Source organism: Streptomyces sp. NPDC056628 (genome assembly GCF_042792555.1).
In the GTDB taxonomy this organism is placed as follows: Bacteria; Actinomycetota; Actinomycetes; order Streptomycetales; family Streptomycetaceae; genus Streptomyces.
The window spans coordinates 66023-91293 of the sequence record NZ_JBHTWG010000016.1; the positions used below are offsets into that span (position 1 = coordinate 66023).

The 25271-nt window shown below is 73.5% G+C and carries 23 protein-coding genes; 18 read left to right on the forward strand and 5 right to left on the reverse strand.

The genetic code is table 11. The features are described 5' to 3' along the window. A partial coding sequence (locus ACFRAC_RS20525; protein WP_382925515.1) for a hypothetical protein occupies window positions 1-653 on the reverse strand: 653 nt, incomplete at its 3' end. Window positions 654-922: 269 nt separating this feature from the next. Here ACFRAC_RS20525 and argH point away from each other — a divergent pair. The 4 genes from argH (at window position 923) to ACFRAC_RS20545 (ending at window position 5567) form a co-directional block, all read left to right on the forward strand. Next, entirely contained in the window at window positions 923-2353 is a 1431-nt protein-coding gene (argH, locus tag ACFRAC_RS20530; protein ID WP_382925517.1) for an argininosuccinate lyase, read from the forward strand. Window positions 2354-2430: 77 nt separating this feature from the next. Next, window positions 2431-3402 carry an aldo/keto reductase gene (locus ACFRAC_RS20535; RefSeq protein ID WP_382925519.1) on the forward strand — a complete coding sequence of 324 codons (972 nt, stop codon included), beginning with the start codon at window positions 2431-2433 and terminating at the stop codon, window positions 3400-3402. A gap of 84 nt (window positions 3403-3486) precedes the next feature. Beyond that, a complete protein-coding gene (locus tag ACFRAC_RS20540) occupies window positions 3487-4038 on the forward strand; it encodes a TetR/AcrR family transcriptional regulator (RefSeq protein WP_382925521.1) in 552 nt (183 codons plus the stop codon). Further along, complete coding sequence (locus tag ACFRAC_RS20545) at window positions 4035-5567, forward strand: MFS transporter (RefSeq protein WP_382925523.1); 1533 nt, start codon at window positions 4035-4037, stop codon at window positions 5565-5567. Before ACFRAC_RS20540 ends, ACFRAC_RS20545 begins: the two co-directional genes overlap by 4 nt. Before the next feature lie 24 nt (window positions 5568-5591). Here ACFRAC_RS20545 and ACFRAC_RS20550 read toward each other — a convergent pair whose 3' ends face one another. Next, entirely contained in the window at window positions 5592-6266 is a 675-nt protein-coding gene (locus ACFRAC_RS20550; protein ID WP_382925635.1) for a lysophospholipid acyltransferase family protein, read from the reverse strand. A 364-nt stretch (window positions 6267-6630) separates the two neighbouring features. On the opposite strand from ACFRAC_RS20550, the gene ACFRAC_RS20555 reads away from it, so the two are divergent. From ACFRAC_RS20555 to ACFRAC_RS20565, 3 genes are all read left to right on the forward strand, one after another. Beyond that, entirely contained in the window at window positions 6631-7791 is a 1161-nt protein-coding gene (locus ACFRAC_RS20555; RefSeq protein ID WP_382925525.1) for a glycerophosphodiester phosphodiesterase, read from the forward strand. 74 nt (window positions 7792-7865) lie between these two features. Further along, a complete protein-coding gene (locus ACFRAC_RS20560) occupies window positions 7866-8375 on the forward strand; it encodes an RNA polymerase sigma factor (protein ID WP_382925527.1) in 510 nt (169 codons plus the stop codon). Window positions 8376-8420: 45 nt separating this feature from the next. Then, window positions 8421-8918 (forward strand): GNAT family N-acetyltransferase, encoded by a 498-nt coding sequence (locus ACFRAC_RS20565; RefSeq protein ID WP_382925529.1) that lies wholly within the window; start codon window positions 8421-8423, stop codon window positions 8916-8918. On the opposite strand, the gene ACFRAC_RS20570 is transcribed toward ACFRAC_RS20565, so the two are convergent. Together ACFRAC_RS20570 and ACFRAC_RS20575 are read right to left on the reverse strand one after the other, a co-directional pair. Beyond that, on the reverse strand, window positions 8908-9345 hold the full coding sequence (locus tag ACFRAC_RS20570; protein ID WP_382925531.1) for a hypothetical protein: 438 nt from the start codon (window positions 9343-9345) through the stop codon (window positions 8908-8910). The two genes, ACFRAC_RS20565 and ACFRAC_RS20570, sit on opposite strands and share 11 nt — an antisense overlap. Then, window positions 9326-9685, reverse strand: coding sequence for a hypothetical protein (locus ACFRAC_RS20575; protein ID WP_382925533.1), 360 nt, complete (start codon window positions 9683-9685; stop codon window positions 9326-9328). The genes ACFRAC_RS20570 and ACFRAC_RS20575 overlap by 20 nt, the downstream gene beginning before the upstream one ends. A 71-nt stretch (window positions 9686-9756) precedes the next feature. On the opposite strand from ACFRAC_RS20575, the gene ACFRAC_RS20580 reads away from it, so the two are divergent. The 9 genes from ACFRAC_RS20580 (at window position 9757) to ACFRAC_RS20620 (ending at window position 21897) form a co-directional block, all read left to right on the forward strand. Further along, window positions 9757-10404 carry an HAD-IA family hydrolase gene (locus ACFRAC_RS20580; RefSeq protein ID WP_382925534.1) on the forward strand — a complete coding sequence of 216 codons (648 nt, stop codon included), beginning with the start codon at window positions 9757-9759 and terminating at the stop codon, window positions 10402-10404. Window positions 10405-10773: 369 nt separating this feature from the next. Next, a complete protein-coding gene (locus ACFRAC_RS20585) occupies window positions 10774-11808 on the forward strand; it encodes a methionine ABC transporter ATP-binding protein (protein WP_382925536.1) in 1035 nt (344 codons plus the stop codon). Further along, entirely contained in the window at window positions 11805-12530 is a 726-nt protein-coding gene (locus ACFRAC_RS20590) for a methionine ABC transporter permease (protein WP_382925537.1), read from the forward strand. The genes ACFRAC_RS20585 and ACFRAC_RS20590 overlap by 4 nt, the downstream gene beginning before the upstream one ends. Before the next feature lie 73 nt (window positions 12531-12603). Next, complete coding sequence (locus ACFRAC_RS20595) at window positions 12604-13437, forward strand: MetQ/NlpA family ABC transporter substrate-binding protein (protein ID WP_382925539.1); 834 nt, start codon at window positions 12604-12606, stop codon at window positions 13435-13437. Window positions 13438-13598: 161 nt separating this feature from the next. After that, a complete protein-coding gene (locus ACFRAC_RS20600; protein ID WP_382925541.1) occupies window positions 13599-14237 on the forward strand; it encodes a GNAT family N-acetyltransferase in 639 nt (212 codons plus the stop codon). Between the two features lie 114 nt (window positions 14238-14351). Further along, on the forward strand, window positions 14352-15563 hold the full coding sequence (gene cbiE, locus ACFRAC_RS20605; RefSeq protein WP_382925542.1) for a precorrin-6y C5,15-methyltransferase (decarboxylating) subunit CbiE: 1212 nt from the start codon (window positions 14352-14354) through the stop codon (window positions 15561-15563). 368 nt (window positions 15564-15931) lie between these two features. After that, complete coding sequence (gene cobT / locus ACFRAC_RS20610) at window positions 15932-19594, forward strand: nicotinate-nucleotide--dimethylbenzimidazole phosphoribosyltransferase (protein WP_382925544.1); 3663 nt, start codon at window positions 15932-15934, stop codon at window positions 19592-19594. Window positions 19595-19761: 167 nt separating this feature from the next. Beyond that, a complete protein-coding gene (gene cobA / locus ACFRAC_RS20615) occupies window positions 19762-21015 on the forward strand; it encodes a uroporphyrinogen-III C-methyltransferase (RefSeq protein WP_382925546.1) in 1254 nt (417 codons plus the stop codon). A gap of 63 nt (window positions 21016-21078) precedes the next feature. After that, a complete protein-coding gene (locus tag ACFRAC_RS20620) occupies window positions 21079-21897 on the forward strand; it encodes a TrmH family RNA methyltransferase (RefSeq protein ID WP_382925548.1) in 819 nt (272 codons plus the stop codon). A 2-nt stretch (window positions 21898-21899) separates the two neighbouring features. On the opposite strand, the gene ACFRAC_RS20625 is transcribed toward ACFRAC_RS20620, so the two are convergent. After that, window positions 21900-23279, reverse strand: coding sequence for a serine/threonine-protein kinase (locus ACFRAC_RS20625; RefSeq protein WP_382925637.1), 1380 nt, complete (start codon window positions 23277-23279; stop codon window positions 21900-21902). Window positions 23280-23893: 614 nt separating this feature from the next. Here ACFRAC_RS20625 and ACFRAC_RS20630 point away from each other — a divergent pair. Further along, window positions 23894-24091: a hypothetical protein gene (locus tag ACFRAC_RS20630; protein WP_361340185.1), complete on the forward strand. Its 198-nt coding sequence runs from the start codon at window positions 23894-23896 to the stop codon at window positions 24089-24091. A gap of 187 nt (window positions 24092-24278) precedes the next feature. After that, window positions 24279-25223, forward strand: a complete 945-nt coding sequence (locus tag ACFRAC_RS20635; RefSeq protein ID WP_382925550.1) for a phosphotransferase family protein — start codon at window positions 24279-24281, stop codon at window positions 25221-25223. Window positions 25224-25271 lie beyond the last annotated feature (48 nt).

Sequence of the window (25271 nt, forward strand, 5' to 3'; positions counted from 1 at the left end):
GTCTGGAGGAGGGTGAGGTTGCGGTCGACCTCGGCCCGGGCGGAGGCGGGGATCGCGGGGAGCTTCCCGGTGACGTCGGGGCAGGTGATCGTGCCCACGCCGGTGTTGCCGCCGCCGTTTCCGTTGTTCCCACCGTTCCCGTTGCCCTGGCCGGCGCCCGCGCCCCCGCCGCCCGAGGTCTGGCTCGGCGCGGGCGTGGCCTGCGCCCCGCCGGTGTTCAGCGTGCAGGTGGCGAACGCCTCCAGCCCTTGCGGCTTCGCCGCCGTGCGCCCGATTGAGAGGGCGATGCGGTCGAGGGTGGCGACGCGCTTGTCCTTGAGCGGGCCGAGGATGGCGTTCTGGACGAAGTCGGGGCCGCCCTGTCCGACGGTGTCCGCGAGGCGCTGGTCGGCCTCGGTGATCTGGGTCTGGAGGAGGGTGAGGTTGCGGTCGACCTCGGCCCGGGCGGAGGCGGGGATCGCGGGGAGCTTCCCGGTGACGTCGGGGCAGGTGATCGTGCCCGGACCGGCCAGGGTGCGGGCGGTGCCGGCGCGCTGCCCGTCCTCCCCGGCCAGGGCGAATCCGGCGATCACCGTGCCGGACAGCGCCACCGCGGCGGCGCCGCCGGCGAACGCGACACGACGCTTGCTGTACTTCGGAAGAGCCCTGGACATACGGATGCCTCACTCGGGTTCGGGGTGCCGTCGGGTGAGAACGCGGCGCCTGCGCTCGCCGGGAGATACGAGTAAGCGGTTACCCGTGTTCAACGGGAGCCCGCGCTTTCCGCTCCGACCCGGCCCGGATTGACGAAACATGCAGACCTCTGCATACTCATGCAGGACAATGCGTGGTGAGCCGGCCGGCGCCCACTAGCGTGGCGACGGCCCCTCGTGCACCCCACGGGGGACCGACGCCACACCCAGACCTCCGAGGAGCACAGCGAGTGAGCAGCAACAGCGGTGACGTCCGGCTCTGGGGCGGCCGTTTCGCCGACGGTCCCGCCGAGGCCCTGGCCAAGCTGTCCGCCTCCGTCCACTTCGACTGGCGGCTGGCGCCCTACGACATCGCCGGGTCCCGTGCGCACGCGCGCGTGCTCCACGCGGCGGGACTGCTCACCGAGGACGAGCTGACCCGCATGATCGCCGGCCTGGAGCAGCTGGAGGCGGACGTCGCCGACGGTTCGTTCGTGGGCACCGTCGCCGACGAGGACGTCCACACGGCCCTGGAGCGTGGCCTGCTGGAGCGCCTCGGCCCCGACCTCGGCGGCAAGCTGCGCGCGGGCCGGTCCCGCAACGACCAGGTCGCCACCCTCTTCCGGATGTACCTGCGCGACCACGCCCGGATCATCGGCGGCCTGATCGCCGACCTCCAGGACGCGCTGATCGGGCTCGCCGAGGCCCACCCGGACGTGGCGATGCCCGGCCGCACACACCTCCAGCACGCCCAGCCTGTGCTCTTCGCCCACCACGTCCTCGCCCACGTCCAGTCCCTGTCCCGGGACGCCGAACGGCTGCGGCAGTGGGACGAGCGGACGGCGGTCTCGCCGTACGGCTCGGGCGCGCTCGCGGGCTCCTCGCTCGGGCTGGACCCGGAGGCGGTGGCCGAGGACCTCGGGTTCGAGCACGGCTCCGCCGCCAACTCGATCGACGGCACGGCCTCCCGTGACTTCGTCGCCGAGTTCGCCTTCATCACCGCGATGATCGGCGTGAACCTCTCCCGGATCGCCGAGGAGATCATCATCTGGAACACGAAGGAGTTCTCCTTCGTGACCCTCCACGACGCCTTCTCCACGGGCTCGTCGATCATGCCGCAGAAGAAGAACCCGGACATCGCCGAGCTCGCCCGGGGCAAGAGCGGCCGTCTGATCGGCAACCTCACGGGCCTGATGGCCACGCTCAAGGCGCTGCCGCTCGCCTACAACCGAGACCTCCAGGAGGACAAGGAGCCGGTGTTCGACTCCTGCGACCAGCTGGAGGTGTTGCTCCCCGCCTTCACCGGCATGATGGCCACCCTCACGGTCAACCGCGCGCGCATGGAGGAACTGGCCCCGGCCGGCTTCTCCCTGGCCACCGACATCGCCGAGTGGCTGGTCAAGCAGGGCGTCCCCTTCCGGGTCGCCCACGAGGTCGCCGGCGAGTGCGTGAAGGTCGCCGAGGCCGAGGGCAAGGAGCTCGACGAGCTGACGGACGAGCAGTTCGCGAAGATCTCCGCCCATCTGACGCCCGAGGTGCGGACCGTGCTGAACGTGCCCGGCGCCCTGGCCTCCCGCAGCGGCCGCGGGGGCACCGCCCCGAGCGCGGTCGCCGTCCAGCTCGCCGAGGTCAAGGCCGACGTGGCGGCCCAGCACGCCTGGGCCACGGCCAAGAAGGGCTGAGGCCCGCCCCGTGGGCCGGGGCGTCGCGGGTTACGTTGGTCGGACAGCGGTACGCAGCCGACCGAACGGAGCCCGCGATGCCCTTCGCCCGACTGGCGACAGCGACGACCCCGACCTGCCACATCGGACTCGGCCTCGCCGCCGTCGGCCGCCCCGGCTACATCAACCTCGGCCGCGACGACGACCTCGGGGCCGACCGCAGCGTCGAGGCGCTGCGTACCCGCACCCATGAACTCCTCGACGCCGCCTACGCCCAGGGCGTGCGCTACTTCGACGCCGCCCGCTCCTACGGCCGTTCGGAGGAGTTTCTCGCCGGCTGGCTGACCGCACGGCCGGACGTCGACGATGTCGTCGTCGGCAGCAAGTGGGGCTACACCTACACCGCGGACTGGACGACGGACGCCGAGCGGCACGAGGTCAAGGACCACGGCCTCGCCACCTACGAGCGCCAGCGCGCCGAGACCGCCGCGCTGCTCGGCGACCGTCTGGACCTCTACCAGATCCACTCGGTCACCCCGGACAGCCCCGCGCTCACCGACAAGGAACTGCACGCGCGCCTCGCGGAGGCCGCGGCGCAGGGCGTCACCATCGGTTTCTCCACCAGCGGCCCGGCCCAGGCGGACGCCGTGCGCGCCGCCCTCGCCGTGACGGTCGACGGCGAACCCCTCTTCCGCACGGTCCAGTCGACGTACAACGTCCTGGAGACCTCGGCGGGCCCTGCCCTCGCCGAGGCGCACGACGCCGGGCTCACGGTGATCGTCAAGGAGGGCATGGCCAACGGCCGGCTCGCCGGCCCGACCGCGCCCGAGGCGCTGAAGGCCCTGGCCGCCGAGACCTCCCAGGGCTGCGACGCGGTCGCCCTCGCGTTCGTCCTGCGCGAGCCCTGGGCCGGTGTCGTCCTCTCCGGTGCGGCGACCACCGAGCAGCTGGCGTCCAACCTGCACGCCGCCGTGGTCGACCTGGACGAGGACCGGCTGGCACGGCTCACGGCCCTCGCGGAGGAGCCGGGCGTGTACTGGGAGAAGCGCGGCCACCTGCCCTGGCACTGATCTCTCTTCGCCTCCGGCGACCGGTGATGAGTCGCGCACGCCCTGAATGAGACATTGCTGTCTCATGTGCGTTACCCTCGTGTCATGGCTGTCGATCGTGAACACGTGCTGCGCAGTGCCGCGGCCCTGCTGACCCGCAAGGCCACCGCGACCATGGACGAGGTCGCCAAGGCCGCCGGGATCAGCCGCGCCACCCTGCACCGGCAGTTCGCGGGACGCGAAGCGCTCGTCCGCGCCCTGGAGTCGCTGGGCATCGCCGAGTGCGAGGCCGCGCTGGACGCGGCCGACCTCGACAGCGGCTCCGCGTCCGACGCCGTCCGCCGGCTCGTACGCGCGATCGAGCCGGCCGCGGGACTCCTCGCCTTCCTCTACACCGAGAACCAGCTCTACGAGGGCGAGGAGATCAACCCCGGCTGGACCGCGATCGACGAGCGCATCGCCGCCCTGTTCCGGCGCGGGCAGCTCGGCGGCGAGTTCCGTATCGACCTGACCCCGGCCTGGCTCACCGAGGCGCTGTTCGGACTGATGGCCTCCGGCGCCTGGATGGTGCAGAGCGGCAAGGGAGCGCCCAGGGACTTCCACCACATGATCGTCGGGCTGCTGCTCGGCGGCGCACTCCGGAGAGAGGAATCATGACCAGCACCCTGCGGCCGGCGGAGACGACCGAGGCGGTGACCAGGCGCCGGGGACGTTGGCTCGCGCTGTCCGTCCTCGTCCTCGCCGTGCTGCTGGTGGCCGTCGACGCGACCGTCCTCGGTCTCGCGACCCCGTACATCAGCGAGGACCTCAAGCCCTCCGGCACCCAGCTCCTGTGGATCGGCGACGTCTACTCGTTCGTGATCGCGGGTCTGCTCGTGTCGATGGGCAGCCTCGGCGACCGCATCGGCCGCAAGCGGATCCTGCTCGTCGGCGCCACCGCGTTCGGCGCGCTGTCCGTCCTCAACGCCTACGCCACGAGCCCCGAGATGCTGATCGCCGCCCGGGCGCTGCTCGGCGTCGCGGGCGCCACCCTGATGCCGGCGACCCTCGCCCTGATCCGCAACCTCTTCCACGATCCGCGCGAGCGCAGCCTCGCCATCGGCATCTGGGGCGCGACGGCGTCCGCGGGCACGGCTGTCGGTCCGATAGCCGGCGGCTTCCTGCTCGAACACTTCTGGTGGGGCTCGGTCTTCCTGATCAACCTGCCCGTGATGGTGGTCCTGGTCCTCGTCGGCGTCCGGCTGCTGCCCGAGTCCCGCGATCCGGCCCCTGGCCCCTGGGACCTGCCCAGCGTCCTGCTGTCGCTGCTCGGCATGGTCGGCGTCGTCTACGCCGTCAAGGAGGCCGCCGCGCACGGCTTCACCTGGCTCACGCTCGTCGCGGGCCTGGCGGGCGCGGGCGCCCTGTACGGCTTCGTCCGGCGCCAGCTCACGATGCCGGCGCCGCTGCTCGACATGCGGCTGTTCCGCCACCGGGGCTTCAGCGGCGCCGTCCTGGCCGACCTGCTCACCATCCTCGGCCTGTCCGGACTGGTCTTTTTCCTGTCGCAGTTCCTCCAGTTGGTGCAGGGCAGGGGACCGCTCGAGGCGGGTCTGGCCGAACTGCCCGCGGCGATCGGCGCGGTGGTCGCCGGGCTGGTCGCGGGCCGTGCGGCCCGCCGCTTCTCGGTCCGGGCCGTCGTCTCGGCCGGCCTCGCCGCGATCGGCGTCGCACTCGCCGTGCTCACGGTGGTCGACCGCACCACGGGCTACCCCCTGCTGGGCGCGGCTCTCCTCGTGGTGGGCGTCGGCGCGGGCTTCTCCTTCACGGTGACGTCGGACGTCATCCTCTCCTCCGTGCCGAAGGAGCAGGCGGGCGCCGCGTCGGCGGTGTCGGAGACGGCGTACGAACTCGGCGCGGCCCTCGGCATCGCGGTGCTCGGCTCGATCGTCACCGGCGTCTACCGGGGCTTCACCGGCCCGGCCGGCACCCCGGCCGAGGCCCACGAGTCGCTGGGCGGAGCGGTGGAGGCGGCGGCGGACCTGCCCGCCCGAACCTCCGAGGCGATGCTGGACGCGGCCCGCACCGCCTTCGTCGACGGTCTCGCCCTGGCGGCGGGAGCCGGAGCCGCGGTCCTGCTGGCGGCGGCGGTGGCGGCGTGGTTCCTGCTGCGGGGGCAGCGACTGGACGACTCGGCGTCCCGGTAAGGGCGGCCCCCGCGGTGGGCCGTGTTACGCCGCTTCCTTGGCCTTGCTGGCGTACATGTCCACGTACTCCTGCCCGGACAGCCGCATGACCTCGGTCATCACGGAGTCGGTCACCGCGCGCAGCACATAGCGGTCGCGGTCCATCCCCTCGTAGCGGGAGAACTCCATCGCCTCGCCAAAGCGCACGGTCACCTTGCGCGGGCGGGGCATGCCGGCGCCGTTCGGCTGGATCTTGTCGGTGCCGATCATGGCGAAGGGCACGACCGGCGCGCCCGTCATCAGCGTCAGGCGGGCGATGCCGGTGCGGCCCCGGTACAGGCGGCCGTCGGGGGAGCGGGTGCCCTCGGGGTAGATGCCGAAGACCTTGCCCTCCTCCAGGATGCGGCGCCCGGTCATCAGCGCGGCGACGCCGCCCCGGCCGCCGTCGCGGTCCACCGGGATCATGCCGACGCCCGTGAAGAACCAGGCCATGAGGCGGCCCTTGACGCCCTTGCCGGTGACGTACTCGTCCTTGCCGATGAAGTAGACCTGCCGGTCGCACACCAGCGGAAGGATCATCGAGTCGATGAACGTGAGGTGGTTGCCGGCCAGGATGACCGGACCGTCGCCCGGGATGTGCTCCGCGCCCTCCACCTGTGGGCGGAACATCAGGCGCATGATCGGTCCGAGCACTGCCTTGATGAGCGCGAAGCGGGACAACGGGCCCTCCGGTGTCAAGGGATTCATCTATGTCTGTGCAGGTGAGGACGATACTCGCGGTCGCCGCGTTCCCGCACATCGGGGACGCGGACTTCACCCAGGTCTTACTCGCCGTTGACCTGCGTTCACCTGCGGTGACGCGGCGCCGCCGGGCCGTAACGCGGTCGCAACGGTGTGACGGACGTCGCTCGTGCGGCGCATCCCGGGTTCCCCGCCCGGGCGTGGCGAATCCGACGATCCGTCACCTCGCCGCCCCCACACGCCATCCGGCGTCACCCACGTGTTCGGCTCGGGGTCTCCCCTCTGTCATGCACGCGCACCTACGATCGGCGCGCACCGACGCATCGAGGCAGGAAGGGCGCTCATGGGAACCCAGGACAACGAGCAGACCGCCACCACCGGACGGCGGACTCTTCTCGGCGCGGCCGTACTCGGGGCGGGAGGCGTCCTCGGGCTCTCCGGTCAGGCGGAGGCCGCCGGCGGCGGGCACGGGGGCGGTGGACTGGAGAGCCTGCCCAAGCCGACGATCATCGGGCACCGAGGCGCCAGCGGCTACCGGCCCGAGCACACCCTCGGCTCCTACCAGCTCGCCCTCGACCTCGGGGCCGACATCGTGGAGGCCGGCGACCTCGTCCCCACCCGGGACGGCCACCTCGTCTGCCGGCACGAACCGGAGATCGGCGGTACGACCGACGTCGCGAGCCGTCCCGAGTTCGCCGGCCGGAGGAAGACGAAGTCGCTCGACGGGGTCGCGACGACCGGCTGGTTCACCGAGGACTTCACGCTGGCCGAGCTGAAGACCCTGCGGGCGACCGAGCGCATCCCGGCCAACCGCCCGCACAACACCCTCTACGACGGCCGCTGGGCGATCCCCACGTTCGAGGAGGTCCTCGCCTGGCAGGACGAGCAGACCCGCAGGCGGGGCAGGCAGGTCTGGATCTACCCCGAGCTCAAGCACCCCACCTACTTCCGCGAGCAGGGCCTCGGCCTGGAGGAGCGGGTCGCCAAGGTGCTGCGCCGGCACGGCAAGGACCGGCGGGACTCGCCCGTCATCCTCCAGTCCTTCGAGCCCACCAGCGTCCAGCGCATGGACAAGCTCGTCGGCAACCCGCTCGTCGTCCTGCTCTCCGGGGCGGCCACCCGCCCCTGGGACTTCGAGAGGACCGGGGACCCGCGCACCGTCGCCGACCTCGTCACCCCGGCCGGGCTGCGGGAGATCGCCTCCTACGCCCAGGGCATCGGGCCCACCCTGGACCTGGTCATCCCCAAGGACGCGGCCGGGCGGCTCACCACCCCCACCACCCTGGTCCGGGACGCGCACAGGGCGGGGCTCCTCCTGCACCCCTACACGATGCGCAACGAGAACCCGTTCCTGCCCGCCGAGTTCCGCAAGGGCACCGACCCGGACGCCTACGGCGACGTCTTCGGCGCCTACCGCGCGTACTTCGCCACCGGGATCGACGGAGTCTTCACCGACAACCCCGACACCGGGCTGCTGGCCCGCCAGGACTTCGTCAACCGCTGAGGCGCGGCCCCCGGTTGGGGTGACCCGCGGCCGCCCAGGCAACCCCGCGCCCGGGCGGCCGCGTCGTGCCGCACATGAGGGACGACCTGGTGACCACCCTGCACCCCCTGCTCGCCGCCGAGGCCCGGGCCGAGGCGTCCGCCTCCGGAGCCGAGCCCGCCGACCTGGAACAGGCGGTGTGGCTGCGTCTCCTGGAACACCTCGACGCGGACGGCCCGCCCGCCGACCCGCACGCCTGGCTGCGCCGCGCCGTCCGCGCCGAGTCCCGCCGCAGCCGCCGTACGGCCCGGCACGAACGGCCCTACGAGCGCGAGCCCGTGGCCGACACCGACCGGCACGATCCCGAGCGCCTGGCGCTGGCCGCCGCCCGCCGCCGCGCCCTGCGCGACGCGGTCCGCCGGCTGCCCGGCCGCTGCCCCCGTCTGCTGGAGGCGCTGCTCTCCCCGGACGACCCGACCTACCGCGAGATCGCGGGGGAGTTGGGTATCTCACAGGGCAGTCTCGGCCCGGAACGTTCCAGATGCCTGGGATGTCTGCGTCGACTGCTCACACCGGAGGTTGCGGCCCGCAGTGCGCGGGGATAGGAGTGAGGGACGACCGGTGATCAGGTGAGCGGGAGGCGTGCGCACATGGGCATGAGCGTGACCATCTCTGCGGCGACCGAGCAGGACGCTGAGCAGATCTTCAGGCTGCAGTACCTGTGCTTCCAGAGCGAAGCGGCGCTGTACGGCAACTACCGCATCGCCCCGCTGATCCAGAGCCTGGACTCGGTCCGGGCCGAGGTCGCCGCGGACTGCGTCTTCGTGGCCCGGCTCGGCGAGGAGGTCGTCGGCTCGGTCCGCGGCCATGTCAGCGAGGACGGCGCCGCCGCCATCGGCAAGCTGTGCGTCCACCCCCGCCTGCAGGGCCACGGCATCGGCGCCCGCCTGCTGCGCGCGGCCGAGGCCGCCCTGACCGAGCAGCGCGGCGCCAGGCGGTTCCGCCTGGAGGCCGGTCACCGCAGCGAGGGCAACCTCCGCCTCTACCGCAAGGTCGGCTACGCGACGGTCGGCACCTCCCAGGGCGCCGACGGCGTCCCCATGATCGTCCTGGAGAAGGAGGCGGGCGCCTTCGCCGCTACGGCGTGACGGCGCGGGCCCTGCGGAGCCAGTACAGGGCCGACAGGGGCAGCAGTACCGGGATGAAGAGATAGCCCATGCCGTAGTCGGACCAGACCGTCGCGTCGGGGAACGCCGAGGGCTCCACCAGGGTCCAGGTGCCGACGACGAGGACGCCCACGAGCTCGGCGGCGCAACACGCCAGCGCCGCCCTGCGGGCCCGCTCCCCGCCCCGCACCAGCGTGTACGTGATGAAGCCGTACACCACGCCGGCCACCGCCGACAGCGTGTAGGCGAGCGGCGCCCGGCCGAAGTCCGTCGCGATCTGGTACGCCGAGCGCGACACGGCGCCGACCACCATCACGCCGTACAGCCAGACCAGCAGCACGCCGGGCCCGCCGATCAGTCGCGCCGGCCCGTCCTCGGTCGTGGCCACCTCAGCCTCCCCAGATGTCATAGAGTCGCACCTCCAGCACGGCCAGCACCACGCCGCCCGCGGCGACCGTCACCGAGCCCCACTTGGACCGCTCCGCCAGCGACATGAAGCCCGCCGCCGGCACACACGCGAACGCGCCCAGCAGATAGGCCACGAAGATCGTCGTGCCCTGCTCCGGCTTCTCGCCCCGCGCCAGCAGCACGATCCCGGCGACCAGCTGCACCAGCGCCAGCACCGTCACGACGGCCATGCCGATGAAGTGCCAGTCCTTCGTCGGCTGGTCACGGGAGGCGGCCCAGCCGCACCACGCGGCGAGCAGCAGCGCGGCGACACCGGTCACCAGCATCAGGGCAGCGAACATGCCGGTGAGCCTATTACGGGCCAAAAGGCCTGATGCGGCCGCCCCCGGACAGCGGCCGTACGCTCGGGGGCATGAAGATCCGTGCACAAGCCCTCCTGTTCGACAACGACGGCACCCTCGTCTCCTCCCTCGCCTCCGTGGACCGCTGCTGGACGCGCTGGGCCGCGGAGTACGGCGTCACGGAGGCGTTCGGCAGGGTCGAGCTGCACGGGCGCCCGGCCGTCGAGATAGTGGCCGACCTGCTGCCCGCGGCACGCGTTCCCGAGGCGCTCGCCCGGATCGAGGCGCTGGAGGTGGAGGACGTGCCGAACGGCGGCGTCCAACTGCTGCCCGGCACCCGGGACTTCCTCGACGCACTGCCCGCCGACCGCTGGGCCGTCGTCACCTCCGCCACCCGCCGGCTCGCCGAGGCCCGGCTCGGAGCCGTCGGCATCCTGCCGAAGACGATGGTGACCGCCGACGACATCACGCGCGGCAAGCCCGACCCCGAGCCCTATCTGCTCGCCGCCCGTGAGCTGGGCGTCGACCCGGCCGACTGCGTCGTCTTCGAGGACGCCCCCGCGGGCCTCGCGGCCGGCCGGGCCGCCGGAATGACCACCGTGGCGTTGACCACAACCCACCGGGCCGACGAGCTGGACGCCGACCTCGTCGTGAAGGACCTGTCGGCCTTGTCCGCGCTGGCAGGCGACGGCGGCGTGGAGATCTCCGCCCGCGTCTGACCCTGTCCGCCGCTGTCCAGCATGCGGACAGCGGCGGCCGGTAAGGACCGTACGTCTGCTTTACTGATCGCATGACCACGACGAGCAGCCGCATTCCCGCGACCGAGGCGCCCCTGACGCCCGGTGCTCGTTGTATGTGTCGAATGTGCGCCTTCTAGAGGGCCCCCGCACCATCCGAGCCTCGCGCCCCGAAGCGAGCCGGCTCAGGTCCGCCCGCCCCGGGTTCCAGGACTGAGCCACGCCCCCGCGCACACGTTCTCCGCGTTCCGCCCTTTCACGGGACCGTGCTGCGCCCGGCTGCCTTCGACCACGTATGCCCCGTGCCCGGCGACCACGACGCGCCGCGCACTCGACAGTGACGGAACTCCAGTGATCACCACTTCGGGCCTCATCAAGGTCTACCGCTCGCGCGGCCGCGAGGTCACCGCCCTCGACGGCGTCGACCTGCACGTGCGCGAGGGCGAGGTGTACGGCGTCATCGGCCAGTCCGGCGCCGGCAAGTCCTCGCTCATCCGCTGCGTCAACCTGCTCGAACGCCCCACCTCCGGCACCGTGACCGTCGCCGGTCAGGACCTCACCGCCCTGGCCGGACGCGGCCCCCGGGCCGGCCGGGAACTGCGGCGGGCGCGCAGCCGTATCGGCATGGTCTTCCAGCACTTCAACCTGCTGTCCTCCCGGACCGTCCAGGACAACGTCGAGCTGCCGCTGGAGATCCTCGGCACGTCAGGGAAGGAACGTTCCCGCAAGGCGCTCGAACTGCTCGACCTGGTGGGCCTCGCCGACAAGGCGAAGGCCTACCCCGCCCAGCTCTCCGGCGGGCAGAAGCAGCGCGTCGGCATCGCCCGCGCCCTGGCCGGCGACCCCAAGGTGCTGCTGTCCGACGAGGCCACCAGCGCCCTGGACCCGGAGACCACCCGCTCGATCCTCCAGCTGCTGCGCGACCTGAACCGGCAGCTGGGCCTGACCGTTCTGCTCATCACCCACGAGATGGACGTCGTGAAGTCGATCTGCGACTCCGCCGCCCTCATGGAGCGCGGCCGGATCGTCGAGTCCGGCACCGTCGGCGAACTGCTCGCCACCCCCGGCTCCGAACTGGCCTCCGCCCTCTTCCCGGTGGGCGGCGAGGCCTCCGCCGACGACCGCACCGTCGTCGACGTCACCTTCCACGGCGAGACCGCCACCCAGCCGGTCATCTCCCAGCTCTCACGCACCTACAACATCGACATATCGATCCTCGGCGCCGCCATCGACACCGTCGGCGGTCTCCAGGTCGGCCGGATGCGCATCGAACTGCCCGGCCGCTACGAGGACAACGTCGTGCCGATCGGCTTCCTGCGCGAACAGGGACTCCAGATCGACGTCCTGGGCCAGGAGCCCGTTCTGCTGAAGGAAGGCGCCAAGTGACCTGGTCCGAGATGCAGCCCCTGCTGGAGCAGGCGTGTTGGGACACCCTCTACATGGTCGGCTGGTCCACCCTCATCGCGGTGGTCGGCGGACTCCCGCTGGGCATCCTGCTCGTCCTCACCGACCGCGACGGGCTCCTGCAGAACGTCCTCGCCAACAAGGTCATCGGGCAGATCGTGAACGTCGCCCGCTCGATGCCCTTCATCATCCTGATGGTCGCCCTGATGAGCTTCACGCGCTGGGTCACCGGCACGACCATCGGCCGCGAGGCCGCCATCGTTCCGCTCGCCATCGGCGCGATCCCCTTCTTCGCGCGGCTGGTCGAGACGGCCGTCCGCGAGGTGGACGGCGGACTCGTCGAGGCCGTGCAGGCGATGGGCGGCAACACCTGGACCGTCGTGCGCAAGGTCCTCGTCCCCGAGTCGCTGCCGTCCCTGATCGCCAGCACCACGACCACGATCGTCGCCCTCATCGGCTACTCGGCCATGGCCGGCACGGTCGGCGCCGGCGGCCTCGGCGACATCGCCATCCGCTACGGCTTCCAGCGCTTCGAGTCTGAGCTGATGTGGATCACGGTGGCGATCCTCGCCGTCGTCATCTCCGTCATCCAGGCCGCCGGCGACTACGCGGCCCGCTCCCTGCACCACCGCGGCGGCCGCTCCGGACCCGCGCCGAAGCTGCGCCTGCTGAAGGCCGCCACCGCCACCAGCAAGACCGTCTAGGCCCTGCTCGCACCCCCCGAACTCCCCGGGCACCCACGCCGGGGTCGCACCACCCCTAGGAAAGGCACTTTTCGTGCGTAACACCGCCAAGATCACCACCGCCGCCCTCGCCGTCGGAGCCCTCACCCTCGGGCTCACCGCCTGCGGCTCGGACAAGGACTCCGGTTCCGACGCGAACGCCCCGCTCAAGGTCGCCGCCACGCCGACCCCGCAGGGCGAGATCCTCACCTACATCAAGGACAACCTCGCGAAGAAGGCCGGCCTCGACCTCGAGGTCAAGGAGTTCACCGACTACGTGACGCCGAACACGGCCGTCCAGCAGGGCGAGGTCGACGCCAACTACTTCCAGCACCAGCCGTACCTGGACGACTTCAACAAGAAGAACGGCACCGACATCGTCGCCGTGCCGAACGCCACGGTGCACCTGGAGCCCCTCGGCGTCTACTCCCAGGGCGTCAAGAAGCTCACGGACCTCAAGAAGGGCGCCACCATCGCCCTGCCGAACGACACCACCAACGAGGCCCGCGCGCTGAAGCTGCTGGAGGCCAACGGCCTGATCGAGCTCAAGGCGGGCGTGGGCTACGAGGCGACCCCCAAGGACATCGCCTCCAACCCGAAGAACCTGAACTTCAAGGAGCTGGAGGCGGCCCAGCTGCCCCGCTCCCTCGCCGACGTCGACGCCGCCGTGATCAACGGCAACTACGCGCTCGAGGCCGACCTCAGCCCCGCGAAGGACGCCCTCGCCGCCGAGTCCCCGAAGGACAACCCGTACGGCAACTTCCTCGCCGTGAAGAAGGGCCACGAGGACGACCCGCGCGTCCAGAAGCTCGCGAAGCTGCTCACCTCGCCCGAGGTGAAGAAGTTCATCGAGGACAAGTACGACGGCGCCGTCGTCGCCGCGTTCTGAGCCGCCGCCCGTCGTCTGACGGGGCGTTCGACGCGTTTCGCCCACCACGGGGTCCACACCTTCACCGGGTGTGGACCCCGTGGTGCGGTGAGGTGCTTTCATGCTGCATGCTGGGCAGTTCGCAGGCCCTGAAGGCACTTCCGACGGTTACGGAGCGGCGCATGACTGGCACCTTCCCCACCATCTCCATCAGCACGGAGCGGTTGGTGCTGCGTCCCCTGGACGAGGACGACGTGCCCGCCCTGGCCGAGATGATGAACGACGAACAGGTCGGCGCCTGGACCGACGTGCCCCAGCCGTTCACCGAGGACCGCGCGCGCACCTGGATCACCGAGCGCGCCCCCGCCGAACGGGAGGCCGGCCGCGGACTCGACCTCGCCGTCACCGAGTTCCTCACCCAGCGCCTGGTCGGCATCGTCCAACTGGCCAAGACCAACTGGCACGTACGCGCCACCGAACTCTCCTACATCGTCGCCCCCTGGGCCCGCGGCGAGGGCTACGCCTCCGAGGCCGCCCTCGCGACCGCCCAATGGCTGTTCAGCGACCAGAAGTTCGAGCGCATCGAGCTGCGCACGGCCGCCGACAACACCGCCTCCCAGCAGGTCGCCCAGAAGATCGGCTGCATCAGCGAGGGCGTCCTGCGCAACGCCTGCATAGCCCATGTACGCGCCGAGGACGGCACCTGGACCGATGTGCGCACCGACTTCATCGTGTGGAGCCTTCTGCCCGAGGACCTCGACGGCGCCGGGGACCACCTGGCCGGATCCGACGGCTTCACCTCGTACGGCGAGTGGAACTGACCCGGACCCGCCCCCCGGGCCCCGGCGGCGGCCGCGCCGCGACCAGGTACGCTCACGAGGCCCGGTCCTCGGGCTCCCCATGACGACCTGCGCGAACCCAGGAGACTGACGACGATGGCCGACCGCGTCACCGTGATCGGCTGGGACGGCTCGCCGCTGACCGCCGCGGCACGCTCCGCCCTCGGTGCGGCCACCCTCGTGGCCGGCGCCGCCCACCACCTGGCACTCCCCGAGGTGCCGCCCACCGCCGAGCGCGTCCGCCTGGGCAGCGTCTCCCTCGCCGCCCGCCGCATCGCCGGCCACCGCGGCACCGCGGTCGTGTTCGCCGAAGGCGACCCCGGCTTCTTCGGCGTCGTACGCACCCTGCGCGCACCCGAGTTCGGCCTCGAGGTCGAGGTCGTCACCGCCGTCTCCCCGGTCGCCTCGGCCTTCGCCCGCGCCGGAATGCCCTGGGACGACGCACAGGTGGTCGTGGCCCACCCGCGCACCCTGCGACGCGCGGTGAATGTGTGCCGGGCCCACACCAAGGTCGCCGTGCTCACCTCCCCGGGCGCCGGCCCCGCCGAACTCGGGCTGCTCCTGGAGGGCGTCCACCGCACCTTCGTGATCTGCGAGGAACTGGGCACCGACCGTGAGCAGGTCACGGTCGTCACCTCCGACAAGGCCGCCGACCACACCTGGCGCGACCCCAACGTCGTGATCGTCGCCGGCGGCACCGCCCCCACGCCCGACGGCGTCGGCTGGATCGCCGGCCGCGACCCGTCCACCGGCCCGCGCGGCTGGACCCTGCCCGCGCAGTCCTACGGCGGCCTGATGGGCGAGGGCGAGCTCGAACCCCTGCGCGCCGCCCAACTCGCCCGGCTCGGCCCGCGCCTCGGCGACCTCGTCTGGGACATCGGCTGCGGCAGCGGCGCCTTCGCCACGGAGGCCGCGCGGGCCGGCGCGGCCGTCATCGCCGTCGACAGCGACCCGCGGGCCTGCGAGCGCACCGAGGCCAACGCGCGCGCCTTCGGCGTCCAGACCCAGATCGTCCACGGCACCGCCCCGCACGTCCTTGAGGACCTCCCCGAACCGGACGTCGTCCGCGTCGGCGGCGGGGGAGCGGCCGTCGTCTCCGCCGTGGCCGATCGGCGCCCGCAGCGCATCGTCACCCACGCCGCGACCCGGGACGCCGCCGAACTCGTCGGCCGCGACCTCACGGAGCACGGCTACGACGTCGAGTGCGCCCTGCTGCAGTCCGTCGAACTCGACACGCGAGCCTGGACGGAACGCGAGCGGAGCGTCGCCTTCCTGCTCAGCGGGGTTCTGCCCGATCGCTCGGTGTGACCGTCCGGCCATCCCCGTGATCCTGTTGTCGTACCGCTCGCGGTAGGCTGGCCGATCGTTGTACCGCATGCGGGCGCCCGGCAGTTCGTCGGTCAATGTCCGGAAAAACGCTCCCGGTTCGGGGCGGGTGTGGTACGGCGGAACCGGAGGACGCGCAACGTGGCGCAGTCCACAGCGGCACGTCGCGGATCAGCCTGTCGCGACGGCCGAACGGCCAGGACAATGCCACTCAATGGCTTTGTCGCCTTTTTTGGGCGGGTCGTTCGTGCCGCTGGGCTCGGACGCTCGTTCTTCATAGCGGGGGCGGTCGGTGCGCCGTCCCCGGTGAGCAGGTCGTAGAAGCACTAACCGATGGGCGAGGGGTACGCATGACCGACACCGGCCAGGTCCCGGGCGAGGGACTGCCGGAGAGTGCAGGCATGGTGGAGCAGCCGGGTGTCCCCGCGGCACCGGATGCGTACAGCTACCTCTCCGAGACTCCCGCCGAGGAAGAAGACCTGCTCCTGCCCGGTTCCCAGGGCGCCTGGGGCAACGAGGTCGCTCCGCCCGCGCCGGAGCCGCTCGTCGAGGCCGTGCACGAGCCCGACGCGCACGAGCTCTCCGGCCGCGACAGCGGCTCCGTCGACCTGAGCGGCGTGCGGCTGCCCGGACCCTCGGCGCCCACGGCCCCCACGACGCCGATCCCGCCGATCACACCCCGGCGCCCCCTGCACCTGGGCCCGCCCCTCCCGGACGCCTCCGCCAGCCCGGTCCGTTCGCTGGCCGACCGGGGCGCCGTCGGCATGCCGGTCCGGCAGCCGGGCCCGGTCGCCCCCGAGTACGCCCGGACGCAGGCCCCGCCCCAGGCGCCCGCCTGGGAATCGCCCGCCCCCGCGCCGGTCGGCACCGAGGCCCAGGCTGCCGAAACGGTTGTCCCGGTCGCCGAGCCCGTCGGGGCCGCGCAGGCGGTCGTGGCGCGCGTCGCCACCGAGGCCGGTGCCGTCACGGGCGTCGCCGAGGCTGCCGAGGCCGGTGCCGCGCAGGCTGCCGAGGCCCAGGCGCCCGTCGCCCAGGACGAGACGTACGGCGCACCCGAACCGTCGCCCGAGCACGCCGCGGCCGTCCCCGGCCAGGCCGGTGCTCCGGCCCCGGTCGCCCACCAGCCGCACGGGGAGACGGCCGCTCCGGCCGCGACCGGCGGGAACCCTCAGGACGCCGCCGAGCCCCAGGCCGTCGCCGCCCCGCAGGACGTTCAGCCCGGCGAGCCCGCGCAGACCCCGGCCGCTCCCGAGGTGCCCGAGGCCCCGCAGAGCGCCGAGATGCCGGCGCCCGAGGCCGCATCCGTCGCCGAGGCGCCGGAGCCCGAGGCGATCGCGCCCCACGACGGCGGGCCCGTCGCCGAGGCGGCGCCCGTGGACCCGGCGCAGGACGCCCCGGCCCCCGGCGCGGAGGCCCCCGAGCCCGCCCCGCAGGAGGTCGAGACCCCCGCCGACGGCGAGCTGCCGGCTCCGGAGGGCACCGACGCACAGCCCCAGCCCGAACCGCCCCAGAGCCTTGAGCCCGTCCCGGCACACGCCCCCGAGCCCGTGGCGGAGGCGCACACCCCCGAGCCCGCCCAGGCGCTCCCGCCCCTGGCCCCCGAGGCCGTCCCCGCCGACGTACTGGAACAGACCGAGCCGCAGGCGGCCCCGACCGCCGTACCCGAGCAGCCCGAACCGGAAGCCGTCGCGGCCCCCGAACCGGCCGTCCAGGCCCCCGCCGACGTGCAGCCGGCCGAGCCCGCCCCGGCCGAACAGCCGGCCCCGATCACCGACGCGGTGGCGGCCCGGGCCGAGCAGCCGGTCCCGGACTCGGCCCCCGAGGCCGTCGCCGCCGGGCCCGCGGAGGCGGTCCAGCCGCTCGCGGCGGCCGTCGCCCCCGAGCCGGTCGCGGCCGAGCAGTACGTGGCCGGGCAGTACGTCGCCGAACCGGCGGGCCCGCAGCTCAGGCCGGCCGCCGGGCCGGACGACGCCGTGGCCGTGATGCCGGGTGCCGTCCCCCAGGAGCCCACGCCCGGCCAGCCCCTCGGCCAGTTCGTCCCGGTCGACGGCACCGTGCCGACCACCCCGCACCTCGCGCCCACCCCGCCGCAGCCGCTCGTCCTCCCCACCGAGGAGCCCCCGGCCCCCGCCGCCGAGGTGCCCGCGCCTCGCGAGGCCGACCCCGGGCTCGTCCAGCACGCCGACGACCTGGACACCCGGGCCGCCGACGAGGACCGGGCCGGCCAGGACGCGCGCGCGGAGGAGAGGCCGGCCGAGGAGGAGCCGCGTCGGCCCGGCGGCGCCCCCGCACCCGCGTACGACGACGCCGAGCGCGAGGCCGTCCTCAAGGTGATGCGCGAGCGCCGCGACATCCGCAACGGCTTCCGCAGCGACCCCATCCCGCACGAGGTGCTGCTGCGGGTCCTGGAGGCCGCGCACACGGCGCCCTCCGTCGGCCACTCCCAGCCCTGGGACTTCGTCGTCATCCGCTCGTCGGAGACCCGGCGCACCATGCACGAACTGGCCATGCGCCAGCGTGAGGCGTACGCCAAGTCGCTGCCCAAGGGCCGCGCGAAGCAGTTCAAGGAACTGAAGATCGAGGCCATCCTCGACACCCCGGTGAACATCGTCGTCACCGCCGACCCCACCCGCGGCGGCCGCCACACCCTCGGCCGGCACACCCAGCCGCAGATGGCGCCGTACTCCGCCGCCCTCGCCGTCGAGAACCTCTGGCTCGCCGCCCGCGCCGAGGGCCTCGGCGTCGGCTGGGTCAGCTTCTTCGACGAGCGCGAGATGGTCCGCGCCCTCGGCCTGCCCGAGCACCTGGAGGTCATCGCCTACCTGTGCGTCGGATACGTCGACGAGTTCCCGGACGAGCCCGAGCTGCTCCAGGCGGGCTGGTCCAAGCGCCGCCCGCTGTCCTGGGTCGTCCACGAGGAGACGTACGGCCGCCGCGCCCTGCCCGGCGAGGAGCCGCACGACCTGCTCGCCGAGACCGTCTCCCAGATCCGCCCGCTGGACGCCAAGGCGCTCGGCGAGGCGTGGGAGCGGCAGAAGCGCATGACGAAGCCGGCCGGCGCGCTCGGCATGCTGGAGATCATCTCCGCGCAGCTGTCCGGCCTGTCCCGGCAGTGCCCGCCCCCGATCCCGGAGCCCGCGGCCGTCGCGATCTTCGCCGGTGACCACGGCGTGCACGCCCAGGGCGTCACCCCGTGGCCGCAGGAGGTCACGGCCCAAATGGTGGCCAACTTCCTCGGCGGCGGCGCGGTCTGCAACGCCTTCGCCGCCCAGGTCGGCGCCGAGGTCTGCGTGGTCGACGTGGGCGTGGCCGCCGACCTCCCGGCCACCCCGGGCCTGCTGCCCCGCAAGGTCCGCGCCGGCACCGCCGACATGACGACCGGCCCGGCGATGACCCGCGAGGAGGCCAAGCAGGCCATCGAGGTCGGCATCGAGACCGCCCGCGACCTGGTGGCGGCCGGCAACAAGGCACTGCTGACCGGTGAGATGGGCATCGCCAACACCACGGCGTCCGCCGCGCTGATCTCCCTGTACACCGGCACCGACCCGGCCGAGGTCACCGGCCGCGGCACCGGCATCAACGACGAGACGCTGGCCCGCAAGACCGAGGTCGTCCGCCGCGCCCTGGAGTTCCACCGGCCCGACCCGGCCGACCCGATCGGGGTCCTCGCCGCGATCGGCGGTCTGGAGCACGCCGCGCTCGTCGGTCTGCTGCTCGGCGGCGCCTCCCTGCGCACGCCGGTGATCCTGGACGGCGTGAGCGCCGGCGCCGCCGCGCTGGTGGCCCGCGCGATCGCCCCCGAGGTGCTGGCAGCGTGCATCGCGGGGCACCGCAGCGCCGAGCCCGGACATGTGGCCGCCCTGAACAAGCTGGGTCTGCGCCCCCTGGTCGACCTCGACCTGCGGCTCGGCGAGGGCACGGGCGCGCTCCTGGCCCTCCCGCTGGTCCAGAGCACGGCCCGGGCGATGCACGAGGTGGCGACGTTCGACTCGGCGGGCGTCACCGAGAAGTAGCCGGGTGCCTGGGGACCCGGAGCCGCGCGCCCCGGGTCCCCTCGCCGTGCGCGGAGACCCGAGGGCCGCCCAGCCCTCGGACCCCTCGACCGCCGGTGCCGTCCGCAGCATAAAATCCGCACGTCAGGGCATCGCCCCGCCGCCACCTCCAAGGGAGCCGCACCCTCATGGCCGAACACCCCGCCTATCCCGTAGGCCTGCGCCTCACCGGTCGCCGGGTCGTCGTCCTCGGCGGTGGTCAGGTCGCCCAGCGCCGCCTCCCGGCGCTCGTCGCGGCGGGCGCCGACATCCGGCTGGTGTCCCCCGAGGCGACCCCGTCGGTCGAGGCGATGGCGGACGCGGGGGAGCTCGCCTGGCACCGGCGCCGCTACGAGGAGGGCGACCTCGCGGACGCCTGGTACGCCCTGATCGCCACCAGCGACCCGGAGGCCAACACGGCTGCCTCCGCCGAGGCCGAGCGGCACCGCGTGTGGTGCGTCCGCTCGGACGACGCCGACGCCGCGACGGCCTGGACGCCGGCCACCGGTCACAGCGAGGGGGTCACCGTCGCCGTCCTCACGACCGAGGCCCGCGGTCGCGATCCCCGGCACACCGCCGCCATCCGGGACGCGGTCGTCGAGGGCCTGCGCGACGGCACCCTCGTCGCCCCGCACCACCGCACCCGCAAGCCCGGCGTCGCCCTCGTCGGCGGCGGCCCCGGCGACCCGGACCTGATCACCGTGCGCGGACGCCGGCTGCTCGCCGAGGCCGACGTGGTCATCGCCGACCATCTCGGCCCGCGCGACCTCCTCGCGGAACTGCCGCCGGGCGTCGAGGTGATCGACGCGGCCAAGCTGCCGTACGGCCGCTTCATGGCCCAGGAGGCCATCAACGAGGCGCTGATCGAGCACGCCAAGCAGGGCAAGTCGGTGGTACGGCTCAAGGGCGGCGACCCGTTCGTCTACGGCCGGGGCATGGAGGAGGTCATCGCGCTCGCGGAGGCCGGCATCCCGTGCACGGTCGTGCCCGGCATCTCCAGCTCGATCTCCGTGCCGGGCGCCGCCGGCATCCCGGTGACGCACCGGGGCGTGGCCCATGAGTTCACGGTGGTCAGCGGCCATGTCGCCCCGGACGACGAGCGGTCCCTGGTGGACTGGCCGTCGCTCGCCAAGCTCACCGGCACACTGGTGATCCTCATGGGCGTCGGTACCCTCGGCAAGGTCGCCGAGACGCTCATCGCCCACGGCAAGTCGCCGGACACCCCGGTGGCCCTGGTCCAGGAGGGCACCACGGCCGGGCAGCGCCGGGTCGACGCGACGCTCGCCACGGCCGGCGCCGCGGTGATCGAGCACGAGGTGAAGCCGCCCGCCGTCATCGTCATCGGCGAGGTCGTGAAGGCGGGCCCCGCGCCCTCCGCCCCCTCGCGGACCCCTCACGCGTAACCGCGGGTAACAGACCCGCCCCGCACCGTTGGCACCACACCCAGGACAAGGCAGTATCACTCTGTGGCCGATCTCATCACCGTCGACGACCCCGACGACCCGCGTCTGCGCGACTACACGGGCCTGACCGACGTCGACCTGCGCCGCCGCCGCGAACCCGCCGAGGGCCTGTTCATCGCCGAGGGCGAGAAGGTCATCAGACGGGCCAAGGAAGCCGGCTACGAGATGCGCTCGATGCTGCTGTCGGCCAAGTGGATCGACGTGATGCGCGACGTCATCGACGAACTCCCGGCACCCGTCTACGCGGTCAGCCCGGACCTCGCCGAGCAGGTCACCGGCTACCACGTGCACCGCGGCGCCCTGGCGTCCATGCAGCGCAAGCCGCTCCCCGGCGCCACCGACCTGCTGCGCACCGCCCGCCGCGTCGTGGTCATGGAGTCGGTCAACGACCACACCAACATCGGCGCGATCTTCCGCTCCGCCGCGGCCCTCGGCATGGACGCCGTGCTGCTCTCCCCGGACTGCGCCGACCCGCTGTACCGCCGCAGCGTCAAGGTCTCCATGGGCGCGGTCTTCTCCGTGCCGTACGCCCGTCTGGACACCTGGCCCAAGGCGCTGGAGACGGTGCGCGAGGCCGGCTTCTCCCTGCTCGCCCTCACCCCGGACGAGAAGGCGAAGACCCTCGACGAGGCCGCCCCGCACCGGATGGACCGGGTGGCCCTGATGCTCGGCGCCGAGGGCGGCGGCCTGTCCACGCAGGCCCTGGTCGCCGCCGACGAATGGGTCCGCATCCCCATGGCGCACGGCGTCGACTCCCTCAACGTGGGCGCCGCGGCCGCCGTGGCCTTCTACGCGGTGGCCACGGGCCGTCCCGAGGTGTAGCCCTACTCCGGGATCTCGAACTCCGAGGAGTACCGCTCGTCCATCGTCCCGTGGTCCGGCGCGACCCGCTCCTGCACGGGACCCCCGCCGCCGGTGCCGCCGAGGCCCCGGTCCGGACCCTGGCAGCCCTGGGCGGCCGCGATCCCCAGCGCCACGAGCAGTGTCACCACGACGAAGACGAACAGCCGCTGCCGCAGCAACTGCGGATTGGCGGGCCGGCGCCCGGTCCCGGTGTTCCGCGGAGCCGTACGGCCGGTGCCGCCCCGTGTCGCGGGCCTGCCGCCGTTGCGCGGGGTGCCGCGCGGCGCGGGCATCGGCCGGGAACCCGCGCGGGACGCGGAGCCGCCACCGGTCCTCGGCGCGGAACCGTCCCGGGCGGGACCGGGCACCCGGCCCGCACCCGCGCCGCGCGGTCCGGCCGCCCCCCGCGGCGGGGGAGTGCCCGGCGAGCGCCGCTGCACCCGCTGCGGTTCCGGATACGTGTCGGCGAGCCGTCCGGTGACCCGGTCCGCCTCGGCGGCGCGCTGCGCCGGCGGGCGCACGTCCCCGAGCCCCTGCGCCTCCCGGGCGGCGATCTCCTTCAGACGCAGCGAGAGCTGCACGGTGCTGGGCCGCTCCCCGGGGTCCTTCGCCAGACAGGCGCGCACGAGCGGCGCGAGGGCGTCCGGCACACCGTGCAGCTGCGCCTCCTCGTGCACGACGCGGTACAGCATCACCTCGGAACTGCCGTGCCCGAACGGCGAGTCACCCATCGACGCGTACGCGAGCGTGGCGCCCAGGGAGAAGACGTCCGTGGCCGGGGTGACGGTGGCGCCGCGCACCTGCTCCGGGGCGAGGAAGCCGGGCGAGCCGACCGCCGTGCCGACGTGGGTGAGGGTCGAGGCGCCCGTGGCCCAGGCGATGCCGAAGTCGATGATCCGCGGCCCCTTGGGGGACAGCAGGATGTTGGACGGCTTCAGATCCCGGTGCACGACCCCCGCCTCGTGGACCGCGACCAGCCCCTCGGACAGGGCGGCCCCCACGGCGGCGACCTCCGCGGCCCCGAGCGGCCCCTCGTCGGCGACCTTGTCGTGCAGGGAGGGGCCGGGCACGTACTGCGTGGCGAACCACGGACGTTCCGCCTCCAGATCGGCGGCCACCAGCCGGGCCGTGCACCCGCCCCGGATCCGCCGTGCCGCCGAGACCTCCCGCGCGAACCTGGAGCGGAACTCCTGGTCCTCCGCCAGGTCGGGCCGGATCACCTTGAGCGCGACCCGCTGCCCCTTCTTGTCGGAGCCCAGGTAGACAACGCCCATTCCGCCCGCGCCCAGCCGTCTGTGAAGCCTGAACGATCCGACGACGCGCGGGTCCTCGCGCCTCAGGCGCATCATCGCCATGTTCATCCCCGCTGCCCGGTCCGTGTGACGTGCCACAGCTTACGTTTCCACGGGCCGCCGTGCGCAGAGGCCGCGCCCTCTCGGCCCGGTGGATTGTCGGGCGCCTGCCGCGAAGGTGAAAGGCGGTCAGAGAGCTGACGGACAAGGCGACTTCACCCCTCCTTCGGTGCCAACCCGCAACGGACCGGGGGAGGTTGGGTCCGTGCCGGGCGGGGACCTGGCGAGGGAGACGGGGGAGCGGCACGCCGGCCGTAGCGGACCGCCGACGGCGGGCGGGAGCGGACGCCTCCGGAAGATCGCGGGCCCGTCGGCCGACACCGAGTGAGAGAAGTCACCCCGGTGGAGCCTGCCGGACCCCCGGCGGGCACCCCGGAGAAAACGGGCGGAGCGGACGTCCCCTCCGGGAAGACCCCGAGACCCGCGCGCCGGTCTCCACCCAGGGGAGTACTCCGCCCGCGAGGGCTCATCCTCCGGGAGGCCCGCCAATCGGTACGAGGGCATGACGTGCGGAAGGGGGCGCGCCCCTAGATTTGAGGTCAAGCGGCGGGTGCAGCACTCGTCCCCCGAGGTCAGACGCCCGCCGCTGCCGACGAGATCCGACACAGGTCAGGAGAGGGACCATGGCCCAGACGGCACCGCGGGCACTGATCCGCACGCAGGCGCGGCTCATGCCGCGCCCCCGCCGCCAGGGCCGCCGCCACCCGCTGGTGGCGACGCTCATGGCCCTTCCCCTGGCGGCCCTGCTCCTCCTCGTCTTCGACGGGTGGGAGACGGTGGCCACACAGGCGTCGTCCGTGGGTGTGATGCTGGGGCGCTGAGCGGCGACCCCAGGCCCGGAAGAGCGGTCCGGGCGGGGACATCCATCCATGAAACCCCGTGGGGACGGGGGTGCGGCGGACGGCACAGATGCCGGCGCAGCTGGGGAGCTGCGCCGGCACTGCTGTTGCCCGGCACCACCGGCAAACGCGTACGCTCCCCCCAGCCGACCCGCCTGCGAGGGACCCCGTGACGCCGAACCGCCTCCTGCCCGACCTCGCCGCGCGCGCCGAGGCCACGGCCCACTCCCTCGCACCGGACTGCGGCGCCTGCACGGACGTCACCCTCGCCGACCGCCCCGACGCCACGGTCGTCCGCCACGCCGGCACCGTGGCCAAGGCGCACCCCCCGGACAGCACCCCGGCCGACCTGGTCCGGCGCCTCACCGCCGCAGCGCGGCTCCCGGGCCTCCTCCTGGCCCCGCTCACCCCCGCGCCCGCCGACCTGCACGGCCGCCTCGTCACCTGCTGGCCGTACGGCCGCCCCGTGGACCCGGCCGACCCGGACGCGGCGCCCTGGGAGGAGGCGGCCGCGCTGCTCGCCAGCCTGCACCGCACGCCCGCCCCGGCCGGCCTGCCCGCCATGCGGGGACCGGTGAAAGCCGCCCGCGCCGTGACCCGGCTCCGCTCCGCCTCCGCCGCCCCGCGCGCGGCGGTCACCGCCGTCCTGCGCGCCTGGGACACCCTCCCGCCCTGGGCCCGCGCCGAGGCTCCGCAGCCGGCCCCCGGCGCCCTGTGCCACGGCGACTTCCACCTCGGCCAGCTCGTCCGGCACCCGGCGCCCGACGGGCCGTGGCTGCTGATCGACGTCGACGACCTCGGCACCGGCGTACCCGGCTGGGATCTGGGCCGTCCCGCCGCCTGGTACGCCTGCGGACTGCTCCCGCCCGACGAGTGGAGCCGCTTTCTGACCGCCTACCGGGCCGCCGGCGGCACCGCGGTCCCCGACGCGGGCGACCCCTGGCCGGCGCTGGACGTCCCGGCCCGCGCCCTCACCGCGCAGGCGGCGGCCAGGGCGATCACCAAGGCGCAGGCCGGGGGCCGTCCGCTGGACGAGGTCGAGCAGTGCCTGGTGGACGCCTGTGACCGAATGGCTTCCGTCCCTGCGGAGTTGGTCCGAGAAGAGGCGAAGTAGGGTGCAACCGACCGCAGCCGGGCAGAGTCTGTCCTGGCGAGACGCGAA

What these genes read in the sequence shown, in the direction of transcription:
- ACFRAC_RS20535 (WP_382925519.1), top strand. Translation starts at nt 2,431, where the DNA reads ATGCCCTTCGCCCGACTGGCGACAGCGACGACCCCGACCTGCCACATC.
- ACFRAC_RS20540 (WP_382925521.1), top strand. Translation starts at nt 3,487, where the DNA reads ATGGCTGTCGATCGTGAACACGTGCTGCGCAGTGCCGCGGCCCTGCTG.
- ACFRAC_RS20545 (WP_382925523.1), top strand. Translation starts at nt 4,035, where the DNA reads ATGACCAGCACCCTGCGGCCGGCGGAGACGACCGAGGCGGTGACCAGG.
- ACFRAC_RS20555 (WP_382925525.1), top strand. Translation starts at nt 6,631, where the DNA reads ATGGGAACCCAGGACAACGAGCAGACCGCCACCACCGGACGGCGGACT.
- ACFRAC_RS20560 (WP_382925527.1), top strand. Translation starts at nt 7,866, where the DNA reads ATGAGGGACGACCTGGTGACCACCCTGCACCCCCTGCTCGCCGCCGAG.
- ACFRAC_RS20565 (WP_382925529.1), top strand. Translation starts at nt 8,421, where the DNA reads ATGGGCATGAGCGTGACCATCTCTGCGGCGACCGAGCAGGACGCTGAG.
- ACFRAC_RS20570 (WP_382925531.1), bottom strand. Translation starts at nt 9,345, where the DNA reads ATGACATCTGGGGAGGCTGAGGTGGCCACGACCGAGGACGGGCCGGCG.
- ACFRAC_RS20575 (WP_382925533.1), bottom strand. Translation starts at nt 9,685, where the DNA reads ATGTTCGCTGCCCTGATGCTGGTGACCGGTGTCGCCGCGCTGCTGCTC.
- ACFRAC_RS20580 (WP_382925534.1), top strand. Translation starts at nt 9,757, where the DNA reads ATGAAGATCCGTGCACAAGCCCTCCTGTTCGACAACGACGGCACCCTC.
- ACFRAC_RS20600 (WP_382925541.1), top strand. Translation starts at nt 13,599, where the DNA reads ATGACTGGCACCTTCCCCACCATCTCCATCAGCACGGAGCGGTTGGTG.
- cbiE (WP_382925542.1), top strand. Translation starts at nt 14,352, where the DNA reads ATGGCCGACCGCGTCACCGTGATCGGCTGGGACGGCTCGCCGCTGACC.
- cobT (WP_382925544.1), top strand. Translation starts at nt 15,932, where the DNA reads ATGACCGACACCGGCCAGGTCCCGGGCGAGGGACTGCCGGAGAGTGCA.
- cobA (WP_382925546.1), top strand. Translation starts at nt 19,762, where the DNA reads ATGGCCGAACACCCCGCCTATCCCGTAGGCCTGCGCCTCACCGGTCGC.
- ACFRAC_RS20625 (WP_382925637.1), bottom strand. Translation starts at nt 23,279, where the DNA reads ATGAACATGGCGATGATGCGCCTGAGGCGCGAGGACCCGCGCGTCGTC.
- ACFRAC_RS20630 (WP_361340185.1), top strand. Translation starts at nt 23,894, where the DNA reads ATGGCCCAGACGGCACCGCGGGCACTGATCCGCACGCAGGCGCGGCTC.